At 63.5% G+C, this 26776-nt stretch carries 29 protein-coding genes and 1 riboswitch; of the genes, 18 read left to right on the forward strand and 11 right to left on the reverse strand.

The genetic code is table 11. The features are described from left to right. Positions 1–14: 14 nt before the first annotated feature. On the reverse strand, positions 15–692 hold the full coding sequence (locus GB927_RS06055; RefSeq protein ID WP_256115757.1) for an alpha/beta hydrolase: 678 nt from the start codon (positions 690–692) through the stop codon (positions 15–17). A 212-nt stretch (positions 693–904) separates the two neighbouring features. Between GB927_RS06055 and GB927_RS06060 the strand changes: the two genes are divergently transcribed. From GB927_RS06060 to GB927_RS06105, 10 genes are all read left to right on the forward strand, one after another. Continuing rightward, positions 905–2062, forward strand: a complete 1158-nt coding sequence (locus GB927_RS06060) for a cysteine desulfurase family protein (RefSeq protein WP_256115758.1) — start codon at positions 905–907, stop codon at positions 2060–2062. Positions 2063–2201: 139 nt separating this feature from the next. Next, positions 2202–3671 carry a Fe-S cluster assembly protein SufB gene (sufB, locus tag GB927_RS06065; protein WP_256115759.1) on the forward strand — a complete coding sequence of 490 codons (1470 nt, stop codon included), beginning with the start codon at positions 2202–2204 and terminating at the stop codon, positions 3669–3671. 114 nt (positions 3672–3785) lie between these two features. Next, positions 3786–3947: a hypothetical protein gene (locus tag GB927_RS06070; protein WP_256115760.1), complete on the forward strand. Its 162-nt coding sequence runs from the start codon at positions 3786–3788 to the stop codon at positions 3945–3947. A gap of 48 nt (positions 3948–3995) precedes the next feature. Further along, positions 3996–4751 carry a Fe-S cluster assembly ATPase SufC gene (gene sufC, locus GB927_RS06075; RefSeq protein WP_256115762.1) on the forward strand — a complete coding sequence of 252 codons (756 nt, stop codon included), beginning with the start codon at positions 3996–3998 and terminating at the stop codon, positions 4749–4751. Positions 4752–4772: 21 nt separating this feature from the next. Next, the gene (sufD, locus tag GB927_RS06080; protein ID WP_256115764.1) at positions 4773–6047 is read left to right on the forward strand and encodes a Fe-S cluster assembly protein SufD; all 1275 of its coding nucleotides are present in this window, start codon (positions 4773–4775) and stop codon (positions 6045–6047) included. 15 nt (positions 6048–6062) lie between these two features. After that, entirely contained in the window at positions 6063–7304 is a 1242-nt protein-coding gene (locus GB927_RS06085) for a cysteine desulfurase (protein ID WP_256115765.1), read from the forward strand. 12 nt (positions 7305–7316) lie between these two features. Further along, complete coding sequence (locus GB927_RS06090) at positions 7317–7697, forward strand: SUF system Fe-S cluster assembly protein (protein WP_256115767.1); 381 nt, start codon at positions 7317–7319, stop codon at positions 7695–7697. A gap of 78 nt (positions 7698–7775) precedes the next feature. Beyond that, positions 7776–8168: a Fe-S cluster assembly scaffold SufA gene (sufA, locus tag GB927_RS06095; protein WP_256115768.1), complete on the forward strand. Its 393-nt coding sequence runs from the start codon at positions 7776–7778 to the stop codon at positions 8166–8168. Between the two features lie 126 nt (positions 8169–8294). Continuing rightward, complete coding sequence (locus GB927_RS06100) at positions 8295–10160, forward strand: PAS domain-containing sensor histidine kinase (RefSeq protein WP_256115769.1); 1866 nt, start codon at positions 8295–8297, stop codon at positions 10158–10160. After that, positions 10144–10551: a response regulator gene (locus GB927_RS06105; protein ID WP_256115770.1), complete on the forward strand. Its 408-nt coding sequence runs from the start codon at positions 10144–10146 to the stop codon at positions 10549–10551. Before GB927_RS06100 ends, GB927_RS06105 begins: the two co-directional genes overlap by 17 nt. 73 nt (positions 10552–10624) lie before the next feature. Here GB927_RS06105 and gcvP read toward each other — a convergent pair whose 3' ends face one another. The 4 genes from gcvP to GB927_RS06125 form a co-directional block, all read right to left on the reverse strand. Next, entirely contained in the window at positions 10625–13486 is a 2862-nt protein-coding gene (gene gcvP, locus GB927_RS06110) for an aminomethyl-transferring glycine dehydrogenase (RefSeq protein ID WP_256115772.1), read from the reverse strand. Beyond that, complete coding sequence (gene gcvH, locus GB927_RS06115; protein WP_256115774.1) at positions 13486–13848, reverse strand: glycine cleavage system protein GcvH; 363 nt, start codon at positions 13846–13848, stop codon at positions 13486–13488. The genes gcvP and gcvH overlap by 1 nt, the downstream gene beginning before the upstream one ends. 16 nt (positions 13849–13864) lie before the next feature. Next, positions 13865–15034: a glycine cleavage system aminomethyltransferase GcvT gene (gene gcvT / locus GB927_RS06120; RefSeq protein ID WP_439655472.1), complete on the reverse strand. Its 1170-nt coding sequence runs from the start codon at positions 15032–15034 to the stop codon at positions 13865–13867. A 127-nt stretch (positions 15035–15161) separates the two neighbouring features. Next, positions 15162–15263, reverse strand: a riboswitch (glycine riboswitch). A gap of 149 nt (positions 15264–15412) precedes the next feature. Beyond that, positions 15413–15700 carry a hypothetical protein gene (locus tag GB927_RS06125; RefSeq protein ID WP_256115777.1) on the reverse strand — a complete coding sequence of 96 codons (288 nt, stop codon included), beginning with the start codon at positions 15698–15700 and terminating at the stop codon, positions 15413–15415. A 267-nt stretch (positions 15701–15967) separates the two neighbouring features. On the opposite strand from GB927_RS06125, the gene GB927_RS06130 reads away from it, so the two are divergent. The 7 genes from GB927_RS06130 to GB927_RS06160 all read left to right on the forward strand — a co-directional run bounded on the left by GB927_RS06130 (position 15968) and on the right by GB927_RS06160 (position 21450). Then, the gene (locus tag GB927_RS06130) at positions 15968–16204 is read left to right on the forward strand and encodes an Lrp/AsnC ligand binding domain-containing protein (RefSeq protein WP_256115778.1); all 237 of its coding nucleotides are present in this window, start codon (positions 15968–15970) and stop codon (positions 16202–16204) included. Positions 16205–16261: 57 nt separating this feature from the next. Then, positions 16262–17254, forward strand: coding sequence for an RluA family pseudouridine synthase (locus GB927_RS06135; protein WP_256115779.1), 993 nt, complete (start codon positions 16262–16264; stop codon positions 17252–17254). Beyond that, entirely contained in the window at positions 17254–17919 is a 666-nt protein-coding gene (locus tag GB927_RS06140; RefSeq protein ID WP_256115780.1) for an HAD-IA family hydrolase, read from the forward strand. Before GB927_RS06135 ends, GB927_RS06140 begins: the two co-directional genes overlap by 1 nt. Beyond that, positions 17912–18697, forward strand: coding sequence for an ATP12 family chaperone protein (locus tag GB927_RS06145; protein WP_256115781.1), 786 nt, complete (start codon positions 17912–17914; stop codon positions 18695–18697). The genes GB927_RS06140 and GB927_RS06145 overlap by 8 nt, the downstream gene beginning before the upstream one ends. A gap of 71 nt (positions 18698–18768) precedes the next feature. After that, positions 18769–19419: a hypothetical protein gene (locus GB927_RS06150; protein ID WP_256115782.1), complete on the forward strand. Its 651-nt coding sequence runs from the start codon at positions 18769–18771 to the stop codon at positions 19417–19419. Positions 19420–19509: 90 nt separating this feature from the next. Further along, on the forward strand, positions 19510–21042 hold the full coding sequence (locus GB927_RS06155; protein ID WP_256115783.1) for an acyl-CoA carboxylase subunit beta: 1533 nt from the start codon (positions 19510–19512) through the stop codon (positions 21040–21042). A gap of 24 nt (positions 21043–21066) precedes the next feature. Beyond that, a complete protein-coding gene (locus tag GB927_RS06160) occupies positions 21067–21450 on the forward strand; it encodes a DoxX family protein (RefSeq protein WP_256115784.1) in 384 nt (127 codons plus the stop codon). On the opposite strand, the gene GB927_RS06165 is transcribed toward GB927_RS06160, so the two are convergent. The 6 genes from GB927_RS06165 to GB927_RS06190 all read right to left on the reverse strand — a co-directional run bounded on the left by GB927_RS06165 (position 21447) and on the right by GB927_RS06190 (position 25632). Then, positions 21447–21761 carry a DMT family transporter gene (locus GB927_RS06165; RefSeq protein WP_256115785.1) on the reverse strand — a complete coding sequence of 105 codons (315 nt, stop codon included), beginning with the start codon at positions 21759–21761 and terminating at the stop codon, positions 21447–21449. The genes GB927_RS06160 and GB927_RS06165 overlap by 4 nt on opposite strands. Before the next feature lie 160 nt (positions 21762–21921). Further along, positions 21922–22755: an S-formylglutathione hydrolase gene (gene fghA / locus GB927_RS06170; RefSeq protein WP_256115786.1), complete on the reverse strand. Its 834-nt coding sequence runs from the start codon at positions 22753–22755 to the stop codon at positions 21922–21924. Between the two features lie 18 nt (positions 22756–22773). Next, positions 22774–23430 (reverse strand): DUF1345 domain-containing protein, encoded by a 657-nt coding sequence (locus GB927_RS06175; protein WP_256115787.1) that lies wholly within the window; start codon positions 23428–23430, stop codon positions 22774–22776. After that, the gene (locus GB927_RS06180) at positions 23427–23894 is read right to left on the reverse strand and encodes a YaiI/YqxD family protein (protein WP_256115788.1); all 468 of its coding nucleotides are present in this window, start codon (positions 23892–23894) and stop codon (positions 23427–23429) included. The genes GB927_RS06175 and GB927_RS06180 overlap by 4 nt, the downstream gene beginning before the upstream one ends. A gap of 121 nt (positions 23895–24015) precedes the next feature. Beyond that, a complete protein-coding gene (locus GB927_RS06185; RefSeq protein WP_256115789.1) occupies positions 24016–25143 on the reverse strand; it encodes an S-(hydroxymethyl)glutathione dehydrogenase/class III alcohol dehydrogenase in 1128 nt (375 codons plus the stop codon). 84 nt (positions 25144–25227) lie between these two features. Then, positions 25228–25632 carry a helix-turn-helix domain-containing protein gene (locus GB927_RS06190; RefSeq protein WP_256115790.1) on the reverse strand — a complete coding sequence of 135 codons (405 nt, stop codon included), beginning with the start codon at positions 25630–25632 and terminating at the stop codon, positions 25228–25230. A 166-nt stretch (positions 25633–25798) separates the two neighbouring features. Here GB927_RS06190 and GB927_RS06195 point away from each other — a divergent pair, with 166 nt between their 5' ends. Further along, positions 25799–26749 (forward strand): DMT family transporter, encoded by a 951-nt coding sequence (locus tag GB927_RS06195; RefSeq protein WP_256115791.1) that lies wholly within the window; start codon positions 25799–25801, stop codon positions 26747–26749. Positions 26750–26776: the final 27 nt, after the last annotated feature.

Here is a 26776-nt window from a genome sequence, read left to right on the forward strand (position 1 = left end):
ACGTTTTCGGCCGCTCAGCGGATGCGCTTGGCGGCCGGTTCCGGCGTCAGTTCGCCGGCGAGGCGGCGGTCGAGGTAATCCTCGCATTCCGCCATCAGGGTTTCCGTCTGGCTGTTGAAGAAGTGGTTGGCGCCCGGCACCAGGCGGTGCGTGATCAGGATGCCCTTCTGCGTCTTCAGCTTTTCGACGAGACCGTTGACGTCCTTTTCCGGTGCCACCTTGTCCGCATCACCGTTGATGATGAGGCCGGACGACGGGCAGGGGGCGAGGAACGAGAAGTCGTAGATGTTCGGCTGTGGGGCGATCGACATGAAACCTTCGATCTCCGGGCGGCGCATCAGGAGCTGCATGCCGATCCAGGCGCCGAAGGAATAGCCGGCGACCCAGCAGCTCTTCGAATCGGGATGCAGGCTCTGCACCCAGTCGAGCGCGGAGGCCGCATCCGACAGTTCACCCGCGCCATGGTCGAATTCGCCCTGGCTGCGGCCGATGCCGCGGAAGTTGAAGCGCAGCGTCGTAAAGCCGCGCTTCTGGAACATGTAGAAGAGCTGGTAGACGATCTGGTTGTTCATCGTGCCGCCGAACTGCGGGTGCGGATGCAACACGATGGCGATGGGGGCGTTCTTCTGCTTGGACGGCTGGTAACGGCCTTCGAGGCGACCGGCGGGTCCGTTGAAGATGATTTCGGGCATTCTCACTCCGGCAAGTTCGGATTCCAAAACGGATTCTTGTCAACTGAAGTCTTGACGAAACCAGTCAGCTTTTCTAGAACCTAGTTTAGAACCATTCGAAACTGTATGGGCGCATCGGGCGCCGTGAGATTGGTGTCATAAGGCAAGCCCGACGGAAATTTCAAGAAAAATGCACGCCGCTTTGTGAGATGCCCGGCGGGTACGGATAAAGAATGACGAAGACGGAGCGCACATATCTGGACTGGAACGCCACCGCGCCGCTTTCGGCTGCGGCGCGCGTGGCCGTTCTCGCTGCACTCGATACGGTCGGCAATCCGTCCTCCGTGCACGGCGAGGGCCGGGCGCTGCGCATGCTGGTGGAAGCCGCGCGCCGCGACGTCGCCGCTCTGGTCCATGCCGCCCCGGCGCATGTGATCTTCACAAGCGGTGCGACGGAAGCCGCAAACCTCGTCCTGACGCCCGATTACCGCATGGGCCGCACGCCGCTTGCCATCGGCCATCTCTACCATTCCGAGATCGAACATCCGGCGATTCGCGAAGGCGGACGGTTTTCGCGCGACAAGCTGACATCCATTCCGGTCACGCCGGCCGGTCTGGTCGATCTCGCCGCGCTGGAAACGCTGCTTGTGGGCCACGACAAGGCAAAAGGCCTGCCGATGGTCGCCGTCATGCTCGTCAATAACGAGACGGGAATCGTTCAGCCGGTAAAATCGGCGGCTGAAATCGTGCACCGCCACGGCGGGCTGTTCGTCGTCGACGCGGTGCAGGCAGCCGGCCGTATCCCGGTCGATATCGAGGCGCTGGATGCGGACTTTTTGATCCTCTCCTCGCACAAGCTCGGCGGCCCGAAGGGCGCCGGCGCGCTTGTGTCTCGCGGCGAGGTGCTGATGCCCGTGCCGCTGATCCGCGGCGGCGGGCAGGAGAAGGGGCATCGCTCCGGCACGGAAAATCCGGCCGCTCTCGCCGGCTTTGCCGCGGCTGCGCGCGCTGCCGCTGCCGATTTTGCGGATCGCAACGCCCGGATCGGCGGGCTGCGCGATACGCTGGAGGCCGGCATGCGCATGGCGACAAACGACGTTATCATCCACGGCGCGGATATCGAACGTGTCGCCAACACCTCCTTCTTCAGCCTGCCGGGCCTGAAGTCGGAAACGGGGCAGATCGCCTTCGATCTCGAAGGCATTGCGCTGTCGGCCGGTTCCGCCTGCTCCTCCGGCAAGGTCGGGCAGAGCCATGTGCTGACGGCCATGGGCTTCGATGCGGCCCTTGGCGCCTTGCGTGTGTCGTTGGGTTCAGGCTCTACGCAGGCGGATGTGGACTGCTTTCTCGCGGCCTTTTCGCGTGTCGTCTCACGGCGGCGCGCGGCCTGAGGGGAATCTTGCGGAAACTCAAGTTTTCGCTTGCCAAAAGGTGGGAAAGTCCGCCTTTGGCGCCTACATAAGCGGCGGGAGGTCCCGCCAGACGTTGACAAACTGCCGGACCTTGTATCCGGCAAGATTGGAGAACGATATGCCTGCGGTGCAGGAAACGATCGATCAGGTCCGTCAGATAGACGTCGACCAGTACAAATACGGTTTCGAGACGACGATCGAAATGGAGAAGGCTCCGAAGGGGCTTTCCGAGGAGATCATCCGTTTCATCTCGGCCAAGAAGGGCGAGCCCGACTGGATGCTCGAATGGCGTCTTGCGGCCTATCAGCGTTGGCTGACGCTCGAAGAGCCGACCTGGGCGCGCGTCGAATACCCGAAGATCGACTTCAACGACCTCTATTATTATGCGGCTCCGAAGAACCAGAGCGGCCCGAAGTCGATTGACGAAGTCGACCCCGAACTTCTGAAAATGTACGAAAAACTCGGCATTCCGCTGCGCGAGCAGGAAATCCTGGCCGGCGTGCAGACCTCGAAGATCGCCGTCGATGCCGTGTTCGATTCGGTCTCGGTCGTCACGACCTTCAAGGAAGAGCTGAAGAAGGCCGGCGTGATCTTCATGTCGATCTCGGAAGCGATCCGCGAATATCCCGATCTCGTGAAGAAGTATCTCGGCACCGTCGTGCCGACGTCCGACAATTTCTACGCGACGCTGAACTCGGCTGTCTTCACTGACGGCTCGTTCGTCTTCGTGCCGAAGGGCGTCCGTTGCCCGATGGAACTGTCGACCTACTTCCGCATCAACGAGAAGAACACGGGCCAGTTCGAGCGCACGCTGATCATCGCGGAAGAGGGCGCCTACGTCTCCTACCTCGAAGGCTGCACCGCGCCGCAGCGCGACGAAAACCAGCTTCACGCTGCCGTCGTCGAGCTCGTTGCGCTGGATGATGCCGAGATCAAGTACTCCACCGTCCAGAACTGGTATCCGGGCGACAAGGACGGCAAGGGCGGCATCTACAACTTCGTCACCAAGCGCGGCGATTGCCGGGGCAAGAATTCCAAGATTTCGTGGACGCAGGTTGAGACCGGCTCTGCGATCACCTGGAAGTACCCGTCCTGCATCCTGCGCGGCGATGGTTCGCGCGGCGAGTTCTACTCGATCGCGGTGTCGAACGGCCACCAGCAGATCGACAGCGGCACCAAGATGATCCATCTCGGCAAGAACACGTCGAGCCGCATCGTCTCGAAGGGTATTTCCGCCGGCTTCTCCAACAACACCTATCGCGGCCAGGTTTCGGCCCACCGCAAGGCGGAGAACGCGCGCAACTTCACCCAGTGCGATTCGCTGCTGATCGGCGACAAGTGCGGCGCGCATACCGTGCCCTATATCGAGGCGAAGAACGCGACGGCGCAGTTCGAGCACGAGGCGACCACCTCGAAGATCTCGGAAGACCAGCTGTTCTACTGCCTGCAGCGCGGCATCCCGACCGAAGCGGCGATCGCGCTGATCGTCAACGGCTTCGTCAAGGAAGTCATCCAGGAACTGCCGATGGAATTCGCCGTCGAGGCGCAGAAGCTGATCGGCATCTCGCTGGAAGGTTCGGTCGGCTGACCGGGTAAGGAATATCCCGGCGGATTTCCGCCGGGCGGCCGGACAGGTCTTTCGATGAAGTTCCCGCGTGATCCGTTATATTAGACGGTGCGGTTCTCATCGGGAGAAGACGACATGGATCCGGTCAATTTGACGTATTATGCCGTGGTTTGCGGTGGACTGGCAGCGTATGCGCCCAATGTTCGGAATTTGGCGGTACGCACGGTAGTGGGGCTTGGCCTCGGCGGTTTCTCCGCCATGATGCTTCCGGTGGTCCATTTTTTCCTCGGCTTCTGAAACCAAGACGGGAGCGTTTGAGCGCTCCGAACGCAGGACCGAGAAACCATGCTTGAAATCAAGAATCTGCACGCCCGCATCGCCGAAGACGGCACCGAGATCATCCGCGGCCTGAACCTCACCGTGAAGGCGGGCGAAGTCGCCGCCATCATGGGTCCGAACGGCTCCGGCAAGTCGACGCTCTCCTATATCCTCGCCGGCCGAGAAGACTACGAAGTCACCGAAGGCGAGATCCTCTATAACGGCGAGAGCATCCTGGAACTCGACCCGTCCGAGCGCGCCGCCAAGGGCATCTTCCTGGCCTTCCAGTACCCGGTCGAAATTCCGGGCGTCGCCACCATGCAGTTCCTCAAGGTCGCGATGAACGAGCAGCGCAAGGCGCGCGGCGAGGCGGAACTGACGACGCCGGACTTCATGCGCCGCGTCAAGGAATCGGCCGCCGAACTGAAGATCGCGCCGGAAATGCTGCGCCGTCCGCTCAACGTCGGTTTCTCCGGCGGTGAGAAGAAGCGCGCGGAAATCCTGCAGATGTCGCTGCTGGAGCCGAAGCTGTGCATCCTTGACGAGACGGATTCCGGCCTCGACATCGACGCGCTGAAGATCGTCGCCGACGGCGTCAACGCGCTGCGTTCGCCCGACCGCGCCGTCGTCGTCATCACGCACTACCAGCGCCTGCTCGACTATATCGTGCCGGATACGGTTCACGTCCTCTACAAGGGCCAGGTCATCAAGTCCGGCGACAAGACGCTGGCCCATGAGCTGGAAGCAAACGGCTATGCCGACATCATCGATGCTGCTGCCTGAGCACGGTGAAGGAGTGATCTCATGAACATGCAGACAGGCATGAAGCTGTCCGTCGCCGAAACGGCGCTCTGCGAAGCCTACGACCACGCGATCGGCGAACTGCCGGGCGATGGCGCCGTGCTCGCGGCCCGCGACGTGCTGATCAGCGACTTCAAGGATGCCGGCCTTCCGACGCGCCGCGTCGAGGCCTGGCACTATACGGACCTCAAGGCGCTGCTGCGCGCCGTGCCGGCTTTCGATCCGGCGGCCTCTGCCGCCAAGGTCGGCCCGCTCGTCGAGGGCGCGACGGTGCTTTCGGTCGTCAACGGCGTTGCCGATAGCCGCGCTTCGGCCGAGGGCGTGACGCTGCGCACCTTCGCCGATGCGCTTGCCGACGGCACCGCCGCGGAGGGCCTCACCGCCCGCGACAGCGACGACACGATCGGCCGCATCAACGGCGCCTTCGTGCGCGACGGTTTCGTGCTCGATTTCCCGGCCGGGACCGAGCTTGAAGCCCCGCTCGAAATCCAGGCGATCCAGAATGCCGGCCAGACGCACACGCGCTTCCCGGCAACCTTCGGCGCCAACACCAAGGCGACCGTCATCGAGCGCTACCTGGCCGTCAGCGACAACGCGGCCCTGGTGACGTCTGTCAGCGACATTTCGCTCGCCGATGGCGCGGAAATCACCTGGATCATCTTCCAGGGCCAAGGTCTTGCCGATACCCATCTCGGCCAGATCCGCATCACGCTCGGCACCGATGCGAAACTGCGCCTTTACGTCATCAATGCCGGCGGCAAGCTCGTGCGGCAGGAAATCCACGTCGTGGTGGCGGGCGAGGGCTCGGACCTCATCCTACGCGGCATCAACCTGCTCGGCGGCGAGACGCACAATGACGTGACCTTCACGGTCGGCCACAACGTGCCGAACACGACCTCTACCGAGGTGATCCGCAACGTGATCTTCGATCGCGCCCGCGGCGTCTTCCAGGGCCAGATCCGCGTGGCGCCGGATGCGCAGAAGACCGACGCGAAGATGTCGTGCAACACACTGCTCCTGTCGGACGAAGCGGATTTCTCGGCCAAGCCGGAACTCGAAATCTTCGCCGACGACGTGCAGTGCGGCCATGGTGCGACCGTGATCGACATCGACCACGTGCAGCTCTTCTACCTGATGGCCCGCGGCATTCCGGAGAACAAGGCGCGCGCCATGCTGGTCAACGCCTTCGTCGCCGAGATCGTCGAGGAGCTGGAAGACGAGCCGCTGGTCGAGGCGCTGGAAGGCGTCATCGCCGCCTGGCTCGAAAAGCACGCCTAGTAAAGGACCGACGAGATGGAACATGCGTTGCCCACAGCAGGCTATGACGTCGAGGCGATCCGCAAGGATTTCCCGATCCTGTCGAAGACGGTCTATGGCAAGTCGCTGGTCTATCTCGACAACGGCGCCTCGGCGCAGAAGCCGCAGTCGGTGATCGACGCGATTTCGCATGCCTATTCGAACGAATATGCAAACGTGCATCGCGGCCTGCACTTCCTCTCCAATGCGGCGACGGACGCCTATGAGGCGGCGCGCGAAAAGGTGCGCCGTTTCCTGAATGCATCTTCGGTCGACGAGATCATCTTCACGAAATCCTCGACCGAGGCGATCAACACGGTCGCCTACGGCTACGGCATGCCGAAGATCGGCGAGGGCGACGAGATCGTGCTCTCGATCATGGAGCACCACTCCAACATCGTGCCGTGGCATTTCATCCGCGAACGGCAGGGCGCCAAGCTGGTCTGGGCGCCGGTGGACGATGCGGGTGCGTTCCACATCGAAGATTTCGAAAAATGCCTGACGGAGCGCACCAAGCTCATCGCCATCACGCATATGTCGAATGCGCTCGGCACCATCGTGCCCGTCAAGGAGATTTGCCGCATCGCCCGCGAGCGCGGCATTCCGGTGCTGGTCGATGGCTCGCAGGGCGCCGTGCACATGCCGGTCGACGTGCGCGACATCGATTGCGACTGGTACGTGATGACCGGCCACAAGCTCTACGGCCCCTCCGGCATCGGCGTGCTCTACGGCAAGATGGACCGCCTCAAGGAGATGCGCCCCTTCCAGGGCGGCGGCGAGATGATCGTCGACGTGACGGAAGACATCGTCACCTACAACGACCCGCCGCACCGTTTTGAAGCCGGCACGCCGCCGATCGTGCAGGCGATCGGCCTCGGCCATGCGCTCGACTATATGGAAAAGATCGGCCGCGCGGCAATCTCGACGCACGAGGCGGATCTGCGCGACTATGCCCACGAGCGGCTCTCGGCGATCAATTCGCTGAAGATCTTCGGCACGGCGCCGGGTAAGGGCTCGATCTTCTCCTTCGAGCTCGAAGGTATTCACGCGCACGACGTCTCGATGGTCATCGACCGGGCGGGTGTGGCGGTGCGCGCTGGCACCCATTGTGCGCAGCCGCTCTTGAAACGCTTCGGCGTCACCTCCACATGCCGTGCATCGTTCGGCCTGTACAATACGCGCGCCGAGGTGGATGCTCTCGCCGATGCGCTTGATCATGCCCGCAAGTTTTTTGCCTGAGGAGGTGGACCCATGTCCCTCGACGCAACGGAAGACAAGATCGACGTCCGCGACGGCATCGTGCATTCGGCAATCCCGGCCGACGAACTGGCGCGCCTCAGCGACGACGTCATTTCCGCGCTGAAGACGGTCTACGACCCGGAAATCCCGGCCGACATCTTCGAGCTCGGCCTGATCTACAAGATCGACATCGAAGACGACCGCATGGTGAAGATCGACATGACGCTGACGGCGCCCGGCTGCCCCGTGGCCGGCGAGATGCCGGGCTGGGTCGAGAATGCCGTCGGCGCGGTCGAGGGCGTTTCCGGCGTTGAGGTCCGCATGACCTTCGATCCGCCGTGGACGCCCGATCGCATGTCGGAAGAGGCGCAGGTTGCTGTCGGCTGGTATTGATCCCTTAACGCGGGGTCACTAGATTTAGATTCGGAAACCGCCGGGCCTTGAACCCGGTCGGCGAGGGAGAAACGGCCCATGGCCTTTGCAGTTATGAAGCTCACCGATGCGGCGGCAGACCGCGTCAAGGCGATCGTCGACAATGCCGGCGGTGACGCCAAGGGCATCCGCGTCGGCATCAAGAAGGGCGGTTGCGCGGGCATGGAATATTCCATCGACCTCGTCACCGAAGCAAACGCCAAGGACGACCTCATCGAGCGCAACGGTGCGCGCGTCTGGGTCGCGCCGGAAGCTGTGCTCTATCTGCTCGGCACCGAGATGGATTTCGAGGTGACGACGCTGCGCTCCGGCTTCACCTTCCACAACCCGAACCAGACGTCTGCCTGTGGCTGCGGCGAATCGGTCGAGCTGAAGCCCGCCGACCTCGCGGCCCTTGCCGCCGCCGGCCAGCCCACGGTGCGCGCCGGCTGACCCGGAAAGCCGGGGGCGCAGGACTGCAAAACCTCACGACTTTCCTTCGCCGCCGGATTTGCCTAGTCTCCGACGCGCGGCACCCGGATCGGGTGCCGGCGGATCGCCAGGGAGGGGACGCGCGCGATGACCGGCTTTGCCGCGGCACTTTACCAGAACCTGCCCTTTCCGGCCTTGATCGTCGATGCCGAGGCGCGTGTCGTCTCGTTCAATGAGGCGGCTGCGCGCACTTTTGGCTGGAATCGCGATGGCCGGAAGCCCGCCGAATCGGCCGTCATCGACGGGCCGGCCCCCGCCGCAATCCTCGCCCGCTACGCATCTGCCGGGCGCGAGAATGCGCACGCCTTTTCCTTCCGCCACGACAACGGCTCGCTCTTCGATGCGACCGCGCATGTTATCGCCGTGCCGGACGAGGGCACCGGCGCCTGTTACGCGCTTCTCCTGCGCAGCCTGCTTTCCGGCGGCAGCCATGGCGAGCAGATCCTGCTCGGCCAGCGCTTCGATGCGGCGCTCGACACCATGCCGGAAGGCTTTGCCGTCTTCGACCAGGAAGAGCGGCTGATGATGTTCAACCGGACCTTCAAGGAGCGTTGCGGCCCCGCAAAAGAGAATGTGCGGGTCGGCGCGAGCCTCGAAAGCATCATTCGGGCAAACATCAGGGCAGGCGTCTATACGAATATCGAGGAGGGCACGCCGGAGGCGGAGGCGCTGGTGGAAGAACGTCTGCGCGATCACCGCACACCCGATTCGGGCGGCACGGTCTTTGCGTATGGCGGCGACCGGTGGATGCGCTCGGAAAGCCACGTCACGGAAACCGGCGATATCGTCGCGCTGCGCGTCGACGTTACGGACCTCAAGCGCGTCGAGGCGGCGCTGGAGGAGAAGCGCCGCGACTATCTCTCGCTGCTGCAGATCCTGCCGGACATGATTTTGCGCTTCGACAAGAAGCTCATGGTGCGTTTTGCCAATGACAAATATGCCAGCCATGTCGGCTCGACGACCGATGCCCTGATCGGCCGCTATCTGCCGGACGTCGCCTGCGCGCCGGAGCAGACGGCCGAACTGATGAACATCGCGAACTATACGCCCGAGCAACCCATCAAGACCCTGGAAATCTGCATCGACAACCATGACGGCCACGAGATGTGGATGCACTGGACGGCGGTGGCGAGCTTCGACGGGGAAAGCGTCAGCGAGGTCGTCAGCGTCGGCCGCGACATTACCGAGGCGAAGCGCCAGCAGCAGCAGGTGGAGGCGCAGACGAACGAGCTGCGCCGCAAGAACGAGGCGCTCGACCAGTTCACCGCCACCGTCTCGCATGACCTGAAGGCGCCGCTGCGCCACCTCTCCATGTTCGCCGAGATGATTTCCGAAGACCTGCACCGCGGCGAGTTCGCCGAACTGCAGCACTATGCCGATCATGTGCGCAAGAGTGCCGTGCGTATGCGCCGCATCATCGACAGCCTACTCGAATTCTCGCAGATCGCCTATCGCATCACCGCCCCGAAGCCGGTCGCGCTGTCCGATGTGGTGCGCGATGCGCTGGTGCTGCTGGAAGGCCATGTGCAGGAAAGCGGCGGCAGGATCGAGGTTGCGGCCCTGCCGGACGTCCAGGGCGATCCGGAGCTTCTGAAGCGCTTGGCGCAGAATCTGATCGGCAATGCGCTGAAATATTGCCGGCCCGGCGAAGCGCCGGTCGTTCGCGTCTATAGCCGGGACAATGACGGCGCCATCGATTTCGTCGTGGAGGATGACGGCATCGGCATCGACCCGCAGCATGTGGGACGGATTTTCGAGGTGTTTCAACGGCTTCACCGAGATGAGTCGGTCTACCAGGGCACCGGCGTCGGCCTTGCGCTGGCGCGCCGGATCGTCGAGAGCCACAATGGCGTGATAGCGCTTGACACGAGCTATGCTCCGGGCGCACGCTTCATCGTGACGTTTCCACATCCGGTGAAATCAAGGGGGAACGATCGTGGCAAGCCTGCTTAGGAAGCTGATCGTCGTCGATGACGACCCCGTGGATGTGCGCTTCGTGATGCGCGCCTTCAGCGATGCCGGCAGCCCCATCGAGATCACCCATGTCGCCGATGCGGAAGTCGCAAGCGACCGGCTTGCGACGGAAGCCTTCGATTACATCCTGCTCGACATCAACATGCCCGGCACCAACGGCATGGACCTGCTCAAACGGCTGCGCGGGCGCACGCGCACGGCGGTGACGCCGGTCATCATGCTCTCCTCCTCCTCGAACACCTCCGACGTCAACAGCGCCTACGAGAACGGCGCCAATGCCTATGCGGTCAAACCCTCGACGCTCAGCGGCTACCGCGATTTCGCGGAAGGTTTTACCCGCTTCTGGGTGGACGTCGCCGTCTCGCCCTGAGCCTTTCCCTCCCTGCCCGAAATGAAAAAGCCCCGGCCGATGGATCGGCCGGGGCTCAAAATTCGTGCCGTGATTATTCGGCCGCCTGCGCGTAATCCTCAAGCGGCGGGCAGGAGCAGACGAGGTTGCGGTCGCCGTAGACATTGTCGACGCGGTTGACCGGCGACCAGTATTTGTCGACGCGGAAGGCGCCCGGCGGGTAGCAGGCCTGTTCGCGCGAATAGGGACGGTCCCATTCGCCGACGAGGTCTTCCACCGTGTGCGGGGCGTTCTTCAGCGGGTTGTTGACCCGGTCCATCTTGCCTTCCTCGATGGCGCGGGCTTCCTCGCGGATCGACAGCATCGCATCGCAGAAGCGGTCGATTTCGGCCTTGGTCTCCGATTCGGTCGGCTCGATCATCAGGGTGCCGGCGACCGGCCAGCTCATGGTCGGTGCGTGGAAGCCGCTGTCGATCAGGCGCTTGGCGACGTCGTCGACCGTGACGCCTGCGCTGTCGACGAGCGGGCGCGTGTCGATGATGCATTCATGCGCCACGCGGCCCTTGGCGGACTTGTAGAGCACGTCATAGGCACCCTTGAGGCGGGCGGCGATGTAGTTGGCGTTGAGGATCGCCACCTTCGTCGCCTGCGTCAGGCCGGCGCCACCCATCATCAGGCAGTAGCTCCAGGAGATCGGCAGGATGGAGGCCGAACCGAAGGGCGCGGCTGAGACCGCACCGGCCTCGCCAGTCGTCGGGTTTGCCGGCAGGTAGGGCGCCAGATGCGCCTTGACGCCGATCGGCCCCATGCCGGGACCGCCGCCGCCATGCGGGATGCAGAAGGTCTTGTGCAGGTTGAGGTGGCTGACGTCGCCGCCGATATCGCCGGGACGGGCCAGACCCACCATGGCGTTCATGTTGGCACCATCGATATAGACCTGGCCGCCGTGCTTGTGCACGATCTCGCAGATCTCGCGCACGTTCTCTTCAAAGACGCCGTGCGTGGAGGGATAGGTGATCATGCAGCATGACAGGTTGTCCGCATGCTGCTCGGCCTTCGCGCGAAAATCCTCCATGTCGATGTCGCCATTGTCGGACACTTTCACGACGACGACCTTCATGCCGACCATCTGGGCCGATGCCGGGTTGGTGCCGTGCGCGGAGGTCGGGATGAGGCAGACGTCGCGATGGGTATCACCATTGGCGAGGTGATAGGCGCGGATCGTCAGGAGGCCGGCATATTCGCCCTGCGCACCCGAATTCGGCTGCATAGAGACGGCGTCGTAGCCGGTAATGTCGCAGAGTTTCTGCGACAGGTCCTCGATCAGGTAGCGGTAGCCCTGCGCCTGGTCGGCGGGCACGAAGGGATGGATCTCCGCAAATTCCGGCCAGGTGATCGGCAGCATTTCCGCTGTTGCGTTCAGCTTCATCGTGCAGGAGCCGAGCGGGATCATCGAACGGTCGAGCGCGAGGTCGCGGTCGGAAAGCCGGCGGATATAACGGGTCATCTCGCTTTCCGCCCGGTTCATGTGGAAGATCGGGTGCGTCAGGTATTCGCTGGTGCGCAGCAGGTCTTCCGGCAGGCGGTAATCCGGCTCGAACTCGGCCACCTCGAAATCACCGCCGAAGGCGCGCCAGACGGCTTCCAGCGTGACGGGGCGCGAGCGCTCGTCGAGGCTGATGCCGATGCGGTCGTCGCCGATCTTGCGAAGGTTCACCTCCTCCGCGACGGCGGTCTTCAGGATGATGCCCTGGAGTTTGCCGACATGCACGGTGATCGTGTCGAAGAAGACTTCCGGTTCAACGGTGTAGCCGAGTTTTTCCAGGCCCATGGCAAGGCGCACGGTCTTCTGGTGCACGTTCTGCGAGATCGCCTTCAGGCCCTGCGGACCATGGAAGACGGCATACATCGAGGCCATGACGGCGAGCAGCACCTGCGCGGTGCAGATGTTCGACGTCGCCTTTTCGCGGCGGATGTGCTGCTCGCGGGTCTGGAGCGACAGGCGGTAGGCGCGGTTGCCGCGGGCATCAATGGAAACACCGACGAGGCGGCCAGGCATGGAGCGCTTATAGGCATCCTTGACGGCCATATAGGCCGCATGCGGTCCGCCATAGCCGACAGGCACGCCGAAACGCTGGGTGCAGCCGATGGCAATGTCAGCATCCATATCGCCCGGCGACTTCAGGAGCGCCAGCGCCAGCGGGTCGGCCGCCATGACGGCGATCGCGCCGGTCTGGTGCAGCCGGGCGATCAGGCCCGTGAAATCGCGCACATGGCCATAGGTGCCGGGATACTGGAAGATCGCACCGAAGACGTCGACGGGATCGAGATCGGTGAAGGGATCGCCGATGATGATCTGCCAGCCGAGCGGCTCGGAGCGGGTCTTCAGCAGCGCGATCGTCTGCGGGTGGCAGTTCTCGTCGACGAAGAAGGCGTTCGCCTTGGACTTCGCCACGCGCTGCGCCATCGCCATGGCTTCGGCGGCGGCCGTCGCCTCATCGAGCAGCGAGGCGTTCGCCACGTCGAGGCCGGTCAGGTCGCAGACCATGGTCTGGTAGTTGATCAGCGCTTCGAGGCGCCCCTGGCTGATTTCCGGCTGATAGGGCGTATAGGCCGTGTACCAGGCGGGGTTTTCCAGGATGTTGCGCTGGATGACCGGCGGCGTGATCGTGCCGTAGTAACCCTGGCCGATCAGCGAGACGAGCTTCTTGTTGCGATTGGCGGTCTCGCGCAGCTTGTCGAGCGCCTCGCGCTCGGTCATCGCCGCGCCCCATTCGAGCGGCTTTTCCTGACGGATCGATTTGGGAACGGTGTCGTCGATCAGCGCATCGAGGGTGGGATAGCCGATCACCGCCAGCATCGCCTCCATCTCCTTCGGCGAGGGGCCGATATGGCGACGGTTGGCGAAGTCGTAGGGCTGGTAATCGGTAAAGGCGAAATCCTTGGGAAGAGACATCAGCCGACAAGCTCCTTGTAGGCGGCTTCGTCCAGCAGGCCGTCGGCATCCGCCGCATTGGCGAGTTTCAGCTTGAAGAACCAGCCGGCGCCCTGCGGATCGCTGTTGACGAGGGAGGGATCGGCAACGATCGCCTCGTTGACTTCGACGATTTCCCCATCAAGTGGACAATAGACGTCCGAGGCCGCCTTGACGCTCTCGACGGTGGCCGCATCGCCGCCCTTTTCGAAGGTGGAGCCGACCTCGGGCAGTTCGACGAAGACGAGGTCGCCGAGCTGTTCGGCGGCGTGCGTGGTGATGCCCACGGTCGCAACGCCGGCTTCGATCTTCAGCCACTCGTGTTCTTCGGTAAATTTCAGCATGGACGAACCTTTCTGGTCAGCGTTTGAAGGTGTTCTTGACGAAGGGCAGGGCCGATACGGTGATCGGAAGAAATTTTCCGCGCACACCGGCGTAAAGCTGGGTGCCGGGCGCGGACGCGGCCTTGGTGACGTAGCCCATGGCGACGGGGCCATCGGCATTCGGGCCGAAGCCGCCGGAGGTTACGGTGCCGACGACGTCCTCGCCCTCGGCATCGGTGGCAAGCACGGCGCCGCCGCGCACGGGCGCACGGCCTTCCGGCTTGAGGCCGACGCGACGACGGTCCGTGCCGTTTTCGAGCTGGTCGAGGATGATATCGGCGCCCGGGAAACCGCCGGCACGCTCGCCGCCCTTGCGGCGGACCTTCTGCATCGCCCATTCGAGCGCCGCTTCGACCGGCGTCGTGCCGGTGTCGATGTCGTTGCCGTAGAGGCAGAGGCCGGCTTCGAGGCGCAGAGAATCGCGGGCGCCAAGACCGATCGGCAGCACGTCCGGATGGTCAAGCAGGCGGCGACAGACAGCTTCGGCGAGGTTTGTCGGAATGGAGATCTCGAACCCGTCCTCGCCCGTATAGCCGGAACGCGAGACGATGCAGTCGGCGTCGTGCAGGTCGCAGGCGCGCACGTCCATGAAACGCATCGAGGAGATATCGGCCCAGAGCTCGGCGACCACGGACTCGGCATGCGGCCCCTGGAGCGCGACCAGTGCACGGTCGTCATGCAGCGTCAGCTCGCAGGTATCGCCGATCTTCGCCTGCATATGAGCGAAATCCGCCTCCTTGCAGGCCGCGTTGACGACGACGTAAAAGTGGTCGCCGCGGTTGGCGATCATCAGGTCGTCGAGAATGCCGCCATCGTCATTGGTAAAAAGCGCATAGCGCTGGCGGCCTTCGCCGAGGCCCAGCACATCGACCGGCACCAGCGTTTCGAGCGCGCGCGCGGCATCTGCATTGTCGCCCGAGCGGGCGCGCACCGTGACCTGGCCCATATGGGACACGTCGAACAGGCCGGCGGCCGCGCGGGTGTGGAGATGTTCCTTCATCACGCCGGCCGCATATTGCACCGGCATTTCATAGCCGGCGAACGGCACCATGCGGGCGCCGAGCGACAGGTTCAGCGCATGAAGCGGGGTTTTCTTGAGGTCTGACGATACGTCCAAAAGGCGCCCTCCCAGTCTTTGGGCGCCCATGATTCTTCCGGGCGCCGGCTCACAATCCAGGCGCACCTGCGCCGTTCTCCTGAGCCCCCTCTGTCCCTTCGCCTGAGATTGTTATCCCTTCGGCGAGCGCTTTCACGCTTCTCTCCAGAGTTCCGACGGCACCTTGCTGGTCCTTTTGCCTGAGAGTTTCCGGGGCGGTTGCTCCTTCGGCACCGGTCTTGCCTAGTAAAAGGCGACCGGTTTCTCCCAGCGAGGTCGGCCCCAGATAACGACCTTGCCTGCGCTTTGGCAAGAGCGCTGCGTCGCTGCCGAGCAATTTTTTGTCGTAGGGGGAAAGGAGCAAAGAAAAGGCCCCGGGGCGGGGGCCTTCAAGAAAGTTGGAGGACGGCTGATTTTTCTGAGGGAGGATCAGACGGTTTCCGGCAGTGGGGGAGATCCGTTTTCGCCATAGAGGCGCTGCGCCTCGGCTACGGTCACCTGCGGCGTGCTGCCGGGCGCCGTGATAAGCGCCAGCGCGAGCGCCGGCGGATGAATGACGTTGAGCACGGCCAGCACACGGGCATCGCCGCGGATCTTGGCGTCTTCGCTCCAGTGGTGGATGCGCTCCTCGAACAGCGTGTTCGCACGCACCTGCGGTCGCATTCCCTGCGAGGCATAGGCGGCGGTGGCGGACGAGACTGTCACGATCTGAGTCATGGCGTTCAACGGGGTTGGTTTGAGTTGGTGCAATTTATCAGTTGCGCCTTTCCCGCATGTAAAACTTCATGGTTGTATTTTCATCGAATTTTAACAGTCTGTGCGACTTTCGGTCGGCCTTGCCATCGGCGGGGCAATTCCGCCATAACAGGCGCAGAATGCCGCCGGAATCGGGCGGACAAAGCGGTTTCAGCAAAAGTGTGAAGCGGTTTTGCACCCGGAACTGCGTCAAGACAAAATCATGCCGCCAATGGCGCGGGAGGACTAATGAAGCCGATTTTCGTGCAATTGCAATGCGCTCCGGGCAAGACCTACGAGGTCGCGGATGCGCTTTACGCTACGGAACTCATCTCGGAACTTTATTCCACCAGCGGCGAGTACGATCTGCTCCTGAAGATCTATGTCGACAGCGAGGAAGAGATCGGCAAGTTCATCAACGACCATGTCGCCTCCATTCCCGGCATCGTGCGCTCGCTGACCACGCTGACTTTCCGCGCTTTCTAAGCTGTTCCCCTCCGCCCGTTCTTGCGCTAAAGCACGGCGCAACGAAAGAAGGCGAAGATGGCAGGCATCGAACACAGGCAGGTGGACAACGACGAGGCGGGCATGCGCCTCGACCGGTGGTTCAAGGTCCACTATCCGGGCCTCGGCTTCGGCCAACTCCAGAAATTGCTGCGCTCCGGCCAGGTGCGCGTCGATGGCGGGCGCGTGAAGAGCGACACCCGCATTCAGCCGGGGCAGGTGGTCCGCGTGCCCCCGATGGAGGTCGATGCCAAGGTGAAGTCCGGGCCGATCGCCGGTCGCGACCTCAGGCATTCGCCGGATGGCGAGCTCCTGTCGCGCATGCTGCTGCATGAGGACGACAAGGTTATCGTGCTGAACAAGCCGGCCGGAATAGCCGTGCAGGGCGGTTCCGGCGTCAACCGGCATATCGACCAGATGCTGGAAGCCTGGACGAGCCAGAAGGGCGAGAAGCCGCGCCTCGTGCACCGCCTCGACCGCGATACGTCCGGCGTGCTCGTCGTCGCCCGCACGCGCGGCGCCGCGCAAAAACTTACCGCCGCCTTCCGCGAGCGCGACACCAAGAAGACCTACTGGTCGCTGGTGATGGGCGTGCCGAAGAAGCGCGAGGACAAGATTTCCACCTGGCTCGTCAAGGAGCAGACGCCGGACGGCGACCGCATGCGCATCGCCAAGCATGGCGAGGACGGCGCCGACCACGCGGTATCCTTCTACCGCATCATCGAGCAGGCCGCGCAGAACTTCGCCTGGCTGGAGATGGAGCCCTATACCGGCCGCACGCACCAGCTGCGCGTGCACGCCGCCCATATCGGCCATCCGATCCTCGGCGATCCGAAATATTTCGATGCGGACGTCAACTGGAACTTCCCGGGCGGCGTGCAGAACAAGCTGCATCTCCATGCTCGCCAGATCGACATTCCGCATCCCTCCGGGGGGCGCCTCAAGATCACCGCGCCGCTGCCGCCGCACATGGTGCAGACCTGGAACCTCTTCGGCTTCGACCTGAGTGCTGCGGAAGGGGACGACGACTGATGCGGCTCGTTCTTTTCGATTGCGACGGCACGCTGGTCGACAGCGTCGGGCTGATCCATGAGGTCATGGCGCGCACCTTCGTCGATTTCGGCCATGCGCGGCCGGACGTTGCCGAGACCAAGGCGATCATCGGGCTGACGCTCGACATCGCGATCGCCCGCATGCAGGGCAAGCCGCATGTCGACGACGAGGCGCTGGCGATGACCGCGCATTACAAGGCGATCTATGGCGGCGTGCGTGCCGAGGCCGGCTTCCAGGAGCCGCTCTTCCCCGGCATCGCCGACCTGATGGCGCGGCTGGAGCGCGAGGACGACCTCATCCTCGGCGCCGTCACCGGCAAGTCGCGCCGCGGCCTCGATCTCATCCGCGCCTCGCATGGCTTCGAAAAGACCTTCTTCGTCTCGCGCACGGCGGACGATTGCCCCTCCAAGCCACATCCGGGCATGGTGACGGAATGCTGCAGCGAAGCGGGCATCGATGCGGCCCAGACCATTGTGGTCGGCGATGCGATCTACGATATGCAGATGGCCAAGGCGGCGGGCGCCAAGGCCATGGGTGTCGCCTGGGGTTATGCCAGCGTGCCCGAACTGGTGGAGGCGGGGGCGGACTACATCCTGCGCACGCCCGCCGACCTCCTCGACTGGTTGGAGATTTCCGATGCGTGATATCCTGAGCGACCTTTCCGACGCGATGAGCGACCCCGATCCGGTGCGCCGCGCACAGATCCAGATGAAGCGCCCGCTGCCGAAGCGTTTCTACAAGGACGTCTCTACCGATTTGGCGGACGAAGGCTTCCGTATTCTGCTCGACGGTCGCCCGGTGCGCACGCCGGCCAAGAAACTGCTCGCGGTGCCGGCACAGCCGATCGCCGATCGCCTGAAGGCGGAGTGGGACGGGCAGGGCGAGGAAATCGACCCGGCAAAGATGCCGGTGACCCGCCTCGTCAACACCGCCGTCGATGGCGTCGCCGACAATTTCGACGCCGTCTTCGAGGAGATCGTGCGCTTCGCCGGCACGGATCTCCTCTGCTATCGCGCCGATTCGCCCGAAGGCCTCGTCGAGCGCCAGCGCGACGGCTGGGATCCGGTCATCCGCTGGGCGGCCGATGCCAAGGGCGCACGCTTCATCCTCGTCGAGGGCGTCATCCACCAGGAACAGCCGGCGCCGGCGATTGCGGCCTTTTCTGCGGCCCTTTCCGCGTGGCGCCATCCGCTGGCGCTCGCCTGCCTCCACACGGTCACCACGCTCACCGGCTCGGCGCTGCTGGCGCTGGCGCTGGCCGAAGGTGTCATCGATGTCGACAAGGCTTGGTCGCTCGCCCATGTCGACGAGGACTGGCAGATCGAGCATTGGGGCATGGACGACGAAGCCTTCCGCCGCCGTGAACTGCGCCGCGAGGAGATGGACGTGGCCGCCTCCGTGCTTGTGGAAATCCCGCGCTGAAAAGACTTTGTTAAGACTTCCGCACCATTTTGGCACGCGGCCGAAATCCGACATCGCATACCGGTAGTTTCATGCACATCCTTGTCCGCGCTCTCCTCTCCGCCTGCCTCTTCGTTTCCACCGCCGCCCATGCCGATGACGGCTATCCCGTCCGCGATATCCGCAAGGTCGTGGTGAGCGGCGATGATAGCGTGCCCAACACGGTGCTGAAGCGCACCGGCGAACACCTGAAGCGCGCCGCCAAGGCGACCCGCCGCCCGGTGCAGATCGATCGCGCCGCCATGGATATCCGCATTATCGGCGTGAAGCAGGCGGGCGATGGCCACAGTTCCGCAAAGGTCACGGTGACGCTCGCCGATCTCGGCGGCGGCGCCTCGTCGCGCAAGACGCTGACGGTCAACAGCTTCATGCCGGCCCGCAAGGGCCGCGAGGCGGCACTTGGCGATGCCATCGCCAAGCGTGTGGCGCTCGCCTACCATCTGGCGCCGGTCGCTGCGGGCAAGGCCTCCTATGGCAAGCGGCCCGGCAAGGGCCGCAAATATGCCGGCGGCAAGCGTCGCACGGCGACGGTGCGCTCCGTCCAGGCCTATTCCGGCGCGCCGAAGCGCGCGCTCGTCATTCCGTCCGAAGCGGCGCTGACGGTGCGCTCGCGCGCGCTGGCTGAAGGCTCGACGAAGAAGGTCGCACCCTGCGTGGTGACCCAGTCGATCAGCTGCGATTGATCGTCTAGACCATCGATCTGGCGAACGCCCCTTCAAAGCCCCCGGTTCCGCGTGCTAAGTCCTTGGTGACACGGGAGGAACCGAGGCATCATGAAGGAAATTCTCCACGAGCTCGAAGTCCGGCGCGAGCGCGCCCGCATGGGCGGCGGTGCGGCGCGCATCGATGCGCAGCATAAGCGCGGCAAGCTGACGGCGCGCGAGCGCATCGAGGTGTTTCTCGACGAGGGCTCGTTCGAGGAGTTCGACATGTTCGTCGAGCACCGCTCGACCGATTTCGGCATGGAGAAGACGAAGATCGCCGGCGACGGCGTCGTCACCGGCTGGGGCACGGTCAACGGCCGCACCGTCTTCGTCTTCGCCAAGGATTTTACTGTTTTCGGCGGTTCGCTCTCCGAAACCCATGCCCAGAAGATCATGAAGGTCCAGGACATGGCGCTGAAGAACCGCGCGCCGATCATCGGCCTTTACGATGCGGGTGGCGCGCGCATTCAGGAGGGCGTGGCGGCACTCGGCGGTTATGCGGAAGTGTTCCAGCGCAATGTGCTCGCCTCCGGCGTCATCCCGCAGATTTCCGTGATCATGGGGCCATGTGCGGGCGGCGACGTCTATTCGCCGGCCATGACAGACCTCATCTTCATGGTGCGCGACACGTCCTACATGTTCGTGACCGGCCCGGACGTGGTGAAGACCGTCACGAACGAGACGGTGACATCCGAACAGCTCGGCGGCGCCTCCGTGCACACGACGAAATCCTCGATCGCCGATGGCGCATACGACAATGACGTCGATACGCTGTTGCAGGTCCGCCGCCTCATCGACTTCCTGCCGCAGTCCAACACGTCGCCCGTGCCGGAGATCGAGTGTTTCCAGTCGGTCGAGGAGATCGACGAATCGCTCGACACGCTCATCCCGGCCAATGCCAACAAGCCCTATGACATCAAGGAACTGATCCTCAAGACCGTCGACGAGGGTGATTTTTTCGAGATCCAGGAGAGCTTTGCCAAGAACATCGTCTGCGGTTTCGGGCGCATCGAAGGCTCGACGGTCGGGTTCGTCGCCAACCAGCCGATGGTACTGGCCGGCGTGCTCGATTCGGACGCCAGCCGAAAGGCGGCGCGCTTCGTGCGCTTCTGCGACTGCTTCGGCATTCCGGTCGTCACCTTCGTCGATGTGCCGGGCTTCCTGCCGGGCACGGCGCAGGAATATGGCGGGCTCATCAAACACGGCGCCAAGCTGCTCTTCGCTTTTGCGGAAGCGACCGTGCCGAAGGTTACGCTGATCACGCGAAAGGCCTATGGTGGCGCTTACGACGTCATGTCGTCAAAACACCTGCGCGGCGACTTCAACTATGCCTGGCCGACGGCACAGATCGCGGTGATGGGCGCCAAGGGCGCCGTCGAGATCATCTTCCGCAAGGATATCGCCGATCCGGAGAAGATCGCGGCGCACACCAAGATGTACGAGGACCGGTTCCTGTCACCCTTCGTGGCGGCCGAGCGCGGCTATATCGACGAGGTGATCATGCCGCATTCGACGCGCAAGCGCATCGCGCGTGCGCTCCGTTTGCTGCGCAATAAGGATCTGGAAAATCCCTGGAAGAAACACGATAACATTCCGCTCTGACTGAAACGGAAGGGACGTCCACGCATGTTCGATCGGTTCTCCGCTTACCAGCCGCAGGCGCTTTCAGCACTCAGGATCATGGCAGCATTGCTTTTCATCGAGCATGGCACGCAAAAATTCTTCAATTTTCCGCCCGCGGAGCAGCCTTTCGGCGACCTGATGAATCTCATCGGCGCTGCGGGTCTGTTGGAGGTCGTCGGCGGTCTGCTGATCCTCGTAGGGCTTTTCACGCGGCCGGTGGCCTTCGTGCTCTGCGGCTTCATGGCTGTCGCCTATTTCATGGCGCATGCGCCGCAGAGCTTCTTCCCGATCAACAACCGCGGCGATGCCGCGGTATTGTTCTGCTTCGTCTTCCTGTATCTGACGACCGCGGGCCCGGGGGCTTTCGCCCTCGACAACCGGCGTTAAGCCGCGAACTTCAACCCAAGAATGCCGGTGACGATGAGCGCGATACAGCCCATGCGGATCGCCGTCACCGGTTCGGCGAAGAGGAAGATGCCGAGCATCACCGTGCCGACCGTGCCGATACCGGTCCAGATGGCATAGGCCGTGCCGATCGGCAGCGTCTTCACGGCAAGGCCGAGCAGCACGATGGATATGACCATCGAGCCGGCGGTGAGCGCGGTCGGAAGGGGTTTGGTGAAGCCGTCGGTAAATTTGAGGCCGATCGCCCAGCCGATTTCAAAAAGGCCGGCAAGCGTCAGAAGAATCCAGGGCATGGTGCCACTCCGTTTCAAAGGAGCGAGGCCGTCCCCGCGATCGTGACCGGACGAAACGTCCGGCGGTAGCCGTCTACCGGGCGGACTATTGACGATCCGCACGGCAAGGGCAAGGGCAGGGGTGGCATGTCAGCCATGCACCCCCGCCATATCAAGTCTTTTAGCCGAGGCGTTCGGCATGCCACTTCAGGTGATCGTCCATGAAGGTCGAGATGAAGTAGTAGGAATGGTCGTAACGCTCCTGCAGTCGCAGCGTCAGGCCGATATCGGTGCCCTTGATCGCCTCTTCGAACAGCCAGGGGCGTAGGCCGTTTTCCAAAAAGCCGTCCGCCTTGCCCTGGTCGATCAGGAATTCCGGGAAACGCGCGCCATCCTCGACGAGCGCGCAGGCGTCATACTGGCGCCAGGTCGCCTTGTCGGCGCCAAGGTATTTTTCGAAGGCGGGGGCCGACCAGTCGGCGGTCGAGGGTCCGACGATCGGCGCGAAGGCCGAGCAGCTCTTGAAGCGCTCCGGGTTGCGGAGCGCGATCGTCATGGCGCCGTGGCCGCCCATGGAATGGCCGAAAATGCCCTGGCGCGACATGTCCATGCGGAAGTGCTGGCTTGCGAAGTTCGGCAGTTCCTCCGTGATGTAGCTGTACATCTGGTAGTGTTCTGCCCACGGCGCTTCCGTGGCGTCGAGGTAGAAGCCGGCGCCCTTGCCCATCTGCCAGTTGGTCATTTCGTCGGGCACGTCGTTGCCGCGCGGGCTGGTATCCGGGCAGACGATGATGAGGCCGAGTTCAGCGGCCATGCGGCGGTATTCGCCCTTTTCCATCACGTTGGCATGGCTGCAGGTGAGGCCGGAGAGATACCAGAGCACCGGGCGCGGCTCGCGGATTGCCTGCGGCGGCACGAAGACCGCGAAGGTCATCTCGCAATTGCAGGCTTCGGAATCATGGGCGAACACGCCCTGCATGCCGCTGAAGGCGGTGTTCTGGGAAAGCACTTTCATCAAGAAACTCCGGTTGTATCAAGAGGCGAGCGCCACGGCCGCATTCACGGCGGCGGCGACCAGCACGGTGTTGAAGAAGAAGGAGACGATCGCGTGCAGCAGGTTGACCTTGCGCATCGGCGTGGAGGTGATCGCGACGTCGGAGGTCTGCGCCGTCATACCGATCACGAAGGCGAAATAGAGGAAATCATAGGCGCCGGGCGCGGCATCGCCCGGGAAATCCAGGCTTCTGCCGACATCGGGGCTGGTCTCCGTGCTGCCCGGCCGCCAGTAGAGATGGGCATAGTGCATGGCGGCCATCGTGTGGATGGTGAGCCAGCCGAGCGCCACGGAGGCGAAGGCGAGGACGAATTCAGCCGCTGAGGCGGCCGGCCGGTTCAGCACGACGAAGAGCGAGCCCATCGAGACGGCGACGGCTGCGAAGGTCACGGCGAAGATGATCGCCACCGGCTCGTCGCTGTCCGTCGCGTAATGTTCGAGATGGGCGGCCGTCAGGCGCGGCACGCGCCAGCCCGTCAGCAGCAGATAGCAGAGGAAGAAGGCGACGGCCCCGATATCGATGGCGAAATCCGGCTTCAGCCAGAGTGCTGCGACCAGGCTGAAGGCGGCGGCGCCGATGCCGACATAAAAGGGCACATGGCGCCCATAGATCCTGGGTCCAGGCCCTTCCTTCATGCCGCTGGTCCCGCCTTGGCATTTTTTGCCCGGCGGCAGAGGCGGTCGAGCGTTTCAAGGAAGGCGGAGCGATCGCGCTGCGAAAAAGCAGCGTTGTAGCCCTTGCTTTCGCCGGTTTCGCGCAGGTGCGCGCCAAGATCGCGCATGGCGCTCGCCATGCCGATATTCGCCTTGTCGAAGAGGCGCCCAGTCGGCCCGGTCACATGCGCGCCCTTTTCGACACACCGCACCGCCAGCGGCACATCGGCCGTGACCACTATGTCGTCCGCGCCGACATTATCGGCGATCCAGTTGTCCGCGGCATCGAAGGCGCCGGAAACGATGACGTTCTTCACCATGGGGTCACGCGAGGGCCGCAGGCCGGAATTCGCGACAAAAGTCACCGGCATGCCATGGCGCTCTGCAACCTTCAGGATTTCCGGCTTCACCGGGCAAGCGTCGGCGTCGACATAGATGGTGGGCATGGCGTCAGTCATTAAAGGTCAGCGATACGGCAATGCCCTGCGACATGGTGGCGTCCTGAAACGATGCTGCCGGAAGTCTAGCAACTCCCGGCAGGCGAGAACAGCAAAAGCGGCGCTGTTGTCAGTATACCACAACGCTGCGGATCGACTTGCCCTCGTGCATGAGGTCGAAGCCCTTGTTGATGTCTTCGAGCGGCATGGTGTGGGTGATCATCGGGTCGATCTGGATCTTGCCCTCCATGTACCACTCGACGATCTTCGGCACGTCAGTCCGGCCGCGCGCGCCGCCGAAGGCCGTGCCCATCCAGTTGCGGCCGGTGACGAGCTGGAATGGACGGGTGGAGATCTCCTGGCCGGCACCGGCCACGCCGATGATCACCGACTTGCCCCAGCCGCGATGCGAGGATTCGAGCGCCTGGCGCATCACCTTGGTGTTGCCCGTGCAGTCGAACGTGTAGTCCGCCCCGCCGATCGTATCGCCGTTGCGCTTGGTCAGGTTGACGAGATAGGGCACGATGTCGTCGCCGATGTCCTTCGGATTGACGAAATGCGTCATGCCGAACTTTTCGCCCCAGGCCTTGCGGTCGTTGTTGATGTCGACACCGATGATCATGTCCGCACCGGCAAGGCGCAGGCCCTGCAGCACGTTGAGGCCGATGCCGCCGAGACCGAAGACGATCGCCGTCGATCCGACTTCCACCTTAGCCGTGTTGATGACCGCGCCGATGCCGGTGGTCACACCGCAGCCGATATAGCAGATCTTGTCGAAGGGCGCGTCCGGGTTGACCTTGGCGAGCGCGATCTCGGGCAGCACCGTATAGTTCGCGAAGGTCGAGCAGCCCATGTAGTGGAAGATCTTGTCCTTGCCGATCGAGAAGCGCGAGGTGCCGTCGGGCATCAGGCCCTGGCCCTGGGTGGCACGGATCGACGTGCAGAGATTGGTCTTGCGCGACAGGCAGGAATAACATTCGCGGCATTCCGGCGTGTAGAGCGGAATGACGTGGTCGCCCTTCTTGAGCGAGGTGACGCCCGGGCCGACATCGACGACGATGCCGGCGCCCTCATGGCCGAGGATCGCCGGAAAAAGGCCTTCCGGGTCGGCGCCCGACAGGGTGAATTCGTCCGTGTGGCAAATGCCGGTGGCCTTCACCTCGACCAGCACTTCGCCGGCCTTCGGGCCGTCGAGCTGCACGGTCATGACTTCCAGCGGTTTTCCGGCCTGAACGGCAACGGCGGCGCGTACGTCCATCTTCGTCTCTCCTCATGCGGATTCTTTTCGGGCGGACCATTGCAGAGCCGGCCCGAGGCCTCAAGTGCGGCAAATGGAAAAAAGTCAGCCCTGATCTTTTTTGATCAAATTGGCGATCTCCGCCTCCAGAGCGGCGATGGCCTTGCCGGTCTGGTCGTGAAGCCGGTGGACCTCGTTGAGCTGGCGCAGCAGCGGATGCAGGTGCTCGTCGCCGGACGGGTCCGCTGGCGCTTCGCCGATGCCCGCGATCAGCCAGGAGGGCGAGACGGACAGCACGCCGGCCAGCATGAACATCGCCTTGGTATCGGGCTCGGCGTGGTCGCGTTCCCAGCCGCTCACCGTGTCTTCCGGCAGGCCGAGGCGGGAAGCGACGCCTTCGAGCGACAGGGCCAGCGCATCGCGGGCGCGCCAGATGCGCCCGCCGAGCGTGTCGCCGTCGGCGCGGCCCGAGGGGAAGGGGATGGTGTTGTTTTCGCCGGGAAACGTCATCACGGCCTCCATTTCTTATCAGGCGAGTTTACAGGCAATGCGGGATTGCATTCTACCTCAAATGCGCCGCTTCGCGCCGCCCGCACGCCGGCATTCCGGGGCTGGATTTCCGGCATTGCCTGTCGGTGGAAAAGAGCTATGCAGGGGTGAACGAGGGAGTCGCATCATGAACGCTGCAACCGGCACCAACCAGCAGGCGGGCGGAGGCACCATGCAGGGCGTGATGCTCATGGCGGTCGCCATGCTGCTGCTTCCCTGCATGGATGCGATCGCCAAATACATGGCAACCTTCGCCGACATGTCGCCGGGGCAGGTGACCTTCTATCGCTTCTTCTTCCAGGTCGTCTGCACGATCCCGCTGATCTTCACAGCAGCCGGCAGCGCAACGCTTCGGCCGAAACGCCCCTGGCTGAACCTGCTGCGCGGCGTCATCCACGGCGCGGCGAGCCTGCTGTTCTTCGCGGCCGTCAAATACATGCCGCTTGCCGACGTGTTCGCGATCTATTTCGTGGAGCCCTTCATCCTCACCGCCATGTCCGCGGCGTTCCTGGGCGACAAGGTCGGCTGGCGGCGCTGGCTGGCCATCGTCGTCGGCTTCGGCGGCGCGCTCATCGTCATCCAGCCGAGCTTCGTGCTCTTCGGCTGGACCGCGCTGTTGCCGGTCGCCTGCGCCTTCCTCTATTCGATCTACCTCTTCATGAACCGCGCCATCGGCGACGCCGATTCCCCGCTGACCATGCAGACGATCGCCGGCTTCGGCGGCACGATCTTCATGGGCGTGGCCCTGTTCGCCGGTCACTCGGCCGGCATCGCCGATTTTGCGCCCTCGCTGCCGGCATCCGCCTTCGCACTGGTGCTGCTCGTCATCCTCGGCGCGCTGTCGGGTTATGCGCATATGCTGGTCGTGCGCGCCTTCCGCATGGCGCCGCTCTCGTTGCTGGCCCCCTTCCAGTATTTCGAGATCATTTCCGCGACCGTGCTCGGATATGCGATCTTCGGCGATTTCCCGACGCCGTCGAAATGGCTCGGCATCGCTGTCATCGTCGCCTCCGGTCTGTTCATCATTTGGCGCGAGCACCGGACCCGCAGGGTCGCCGCTGAGATCGCCTTCGACTGAGGTGCCTTGAGCGCTTCCTGTTGAGTG

Origin of the sequence: Shinella lacus (genome assembly GCF_010994755.1) — a bacterium.
Classification (GTDB): Bacteria; Pseudomonadota; Alphaproteobacteria; order Rhizobiales; family Rhizobiaceae; genus Shinella; species Shinella lacus.

Excerpts from the sequence above, each read along its gene's own strand:
- GB927_RS06085 (WP_256115765.1), top strand. The coding sequence starts at position 6,063 with ATGGAACATGCGTTGCCCACAGCAGGCTATGACGTCGAGGCGATCCGC.
- gcvH (WP_256115774.1), bottom strand. The coding sequence starts at position 13,848 with ATGCTGAAATTTACCGAAGAACACGAGTGGCTGAAGATCGAAGCCGGC.
- GB927_RS06055 (WP_256115757.1), bottom strand. The coding sequence starts at position 692 with ATGCCCGAAATCATCTTCAACGGACCCGCCGGTCGCCTCGAAGGCCGT.
- GB927_RS06160 (WP_256115784.1), top strand. The coding sequence starts at position 21,067 with ATGTTCGATCGGTTCTCCGCTTACCAGCCGCAGGCGCTTTCAGCACTC.
- GB927_RS06145 (WP_256115781.1), top strand. The coding sequence starts at position 17,912 with ATGCGTGATATCCTGAGCGACCTTTCCGACGCGATGAGCGACCCCGAT.
- GB927_RS06165 (WP_256115785.1), bottom strand. The coding sequence starts at position 21,761 with ATGCCCTGGATTCTTCTGACGCTTGCCGGCCTTTTTGAAATCGGCTGG.
- sufC (WP_256115762.1), top strand. The coding sequence starts at position 3,996 with ATGCTTGAAATCAAGAATCTGCACGCCCGCATCGCCGAAGACGGCACC.
- sufD (WP_256115764.1), top strand. The coding sequence starts at position 4,773 with ATGAACATGCAGACAGGCATGAAGCTGTCCGTCGCCGAAACGGCGCTC.
- GB927_RS06130 (WP_256115778.1), top strand. The coding sequence starts at position 15,968 with ATGAAGCCGATTTTCGTGCAATTGCAATGCGCTCCGGGCAAGACCTAC.
- GB927_RS06140 (WP_256115780.1), top strand. The coding sequence starts at position 17,254 with ATGCGGCTCGTTCTTTTCGATTGCGACGGCACGCTGGTCGACAGCGTC.
- GB927_RS06125 (WP_256115777.1), bottom strand. The coding sequence starts at position 15,700 with ATGACTCAGATCGTGACAGTCTCGTCCGCCACCGCCGCCTATGCCTCG.
- gcvP (WP_256115772.1), bottom strand. The coding sequence starts at position 13,486 with ATGTCTCTTCCCAAGGATTTCGCCTTTACCGATTACCAGCCCTACGAC.
- GB927_RS06180 (WP_256115788.1), bottom strand. The coding sequence starts at position 23,894 with ATGCCCACCATCTATGTCGACGCCGACGCTTGCCCGGTGAAGCCGGAA.
- GB927_RS06155 (WP_256115783.1), top strand. The coding sequence starts at position 19,510 with ATGAAGGAAATTCTCCACGAGCTCGAAGTCCGGCGCGAGCGCGCCCGC.
- GB927_RS06135 (WP_256115779.1), top strand. The coding sequence starts at position 16,262 with ATGGCAGGCATCGAACACAGGCAGGTGGACAACGACGAGGCGGGCATG.
- GB927_RS06190 (WP_256115790.1), bottom strand. The coding sequence starts at position 25,632 with ATGACGTTTCCCGGCGAAAACAACACCATCCCCTTCCCCTCGGGCCGC.
- sufB (WP_256115759.1), top strand. The coding sequence starts at position 2,202 with ATGCCTGCGGTGCAGGAAACGATCGATCAGGTCCGTCAGATAGACGTC.
- GB927_RS06070 (WP_256115760.1), top strand. The coding sequence starts at position 3,786 with ATGGATCCGGTCAATTTGACGTATTATGCCGTGGTTTGCGGTGGACTG.
- GB927_RS06150 (WP_256115782.1), top strand. The coding sequence starts at position 18,769 with ATGCACATCCTTGTCCGCGCTCTCCTCTCCGCCTGCCTCTTCGTTTCC.
- GB927_RS06060 (WP_256115758.1), top strand. The coding sequence starts at position 905 with ATGACGAAGACGGAGCGCACATATCTGGACTGGAACGCCACCGCGCCG.
- gcvT (WP_439655472.1), bottom strand. The coding sequence starts at position 15,034 with ATGGGCGCCCAAAGACTGGGAGGGCGCCTTTTGGACGTATCGTCAGAC.
- GB927_RS06090 (WP_256115767.1), top strand. The coding sequence starts at position 7,317 with ATGTCCCTCGACGCAACGGAAGACAAGATCGACGTCCGCGACGGCATC.
- fghA (WP_256115786.1), bottom strand. The coding sequence starts at position 22,755 with ATGAAAGTGCTTTCCCAGAACACCGCCTTCAGCGGCATGCAGGGCGTG.
- GB927_RS06175 (WP_256115787.1), bottom strand. The coding sequence starts at position 23,430 with ATGAAGGAAGGGCCTGGACCCAGGATCTATGGGCGCCATGTGCCCTTT.
- sufA (WP_256115768.1), top strand. The coding sequence starts at position 7,776 with ATGGCCTTTGCAGTTATGAAGCTCACCGATGCGGCGGCAGACCGCGTC.
- GB927_RS06195 (WP_256115791.1), top strand. The coding sequence starts at position 25,799 with ATGAACGCTGCAACCGGCACCAACCAGCAGGCGGGCGGAGGCACCATG.
- GB927_RS06185 (WP_256115789.1), bottom strand. The coding sequence starts at position 25,143 with ATGGACGTACGCGCCGCCGTTGCCGTTCAGGCCGGAAAACCGCTGGAA.
- GB927_RS06100 (WP_256115769.1), top strand. The coding sequence starts at position 8,295 with ATGACCGGCTTTGCCGCGGCACTTTACCAGAACCTGCCCTTTCCGGCC.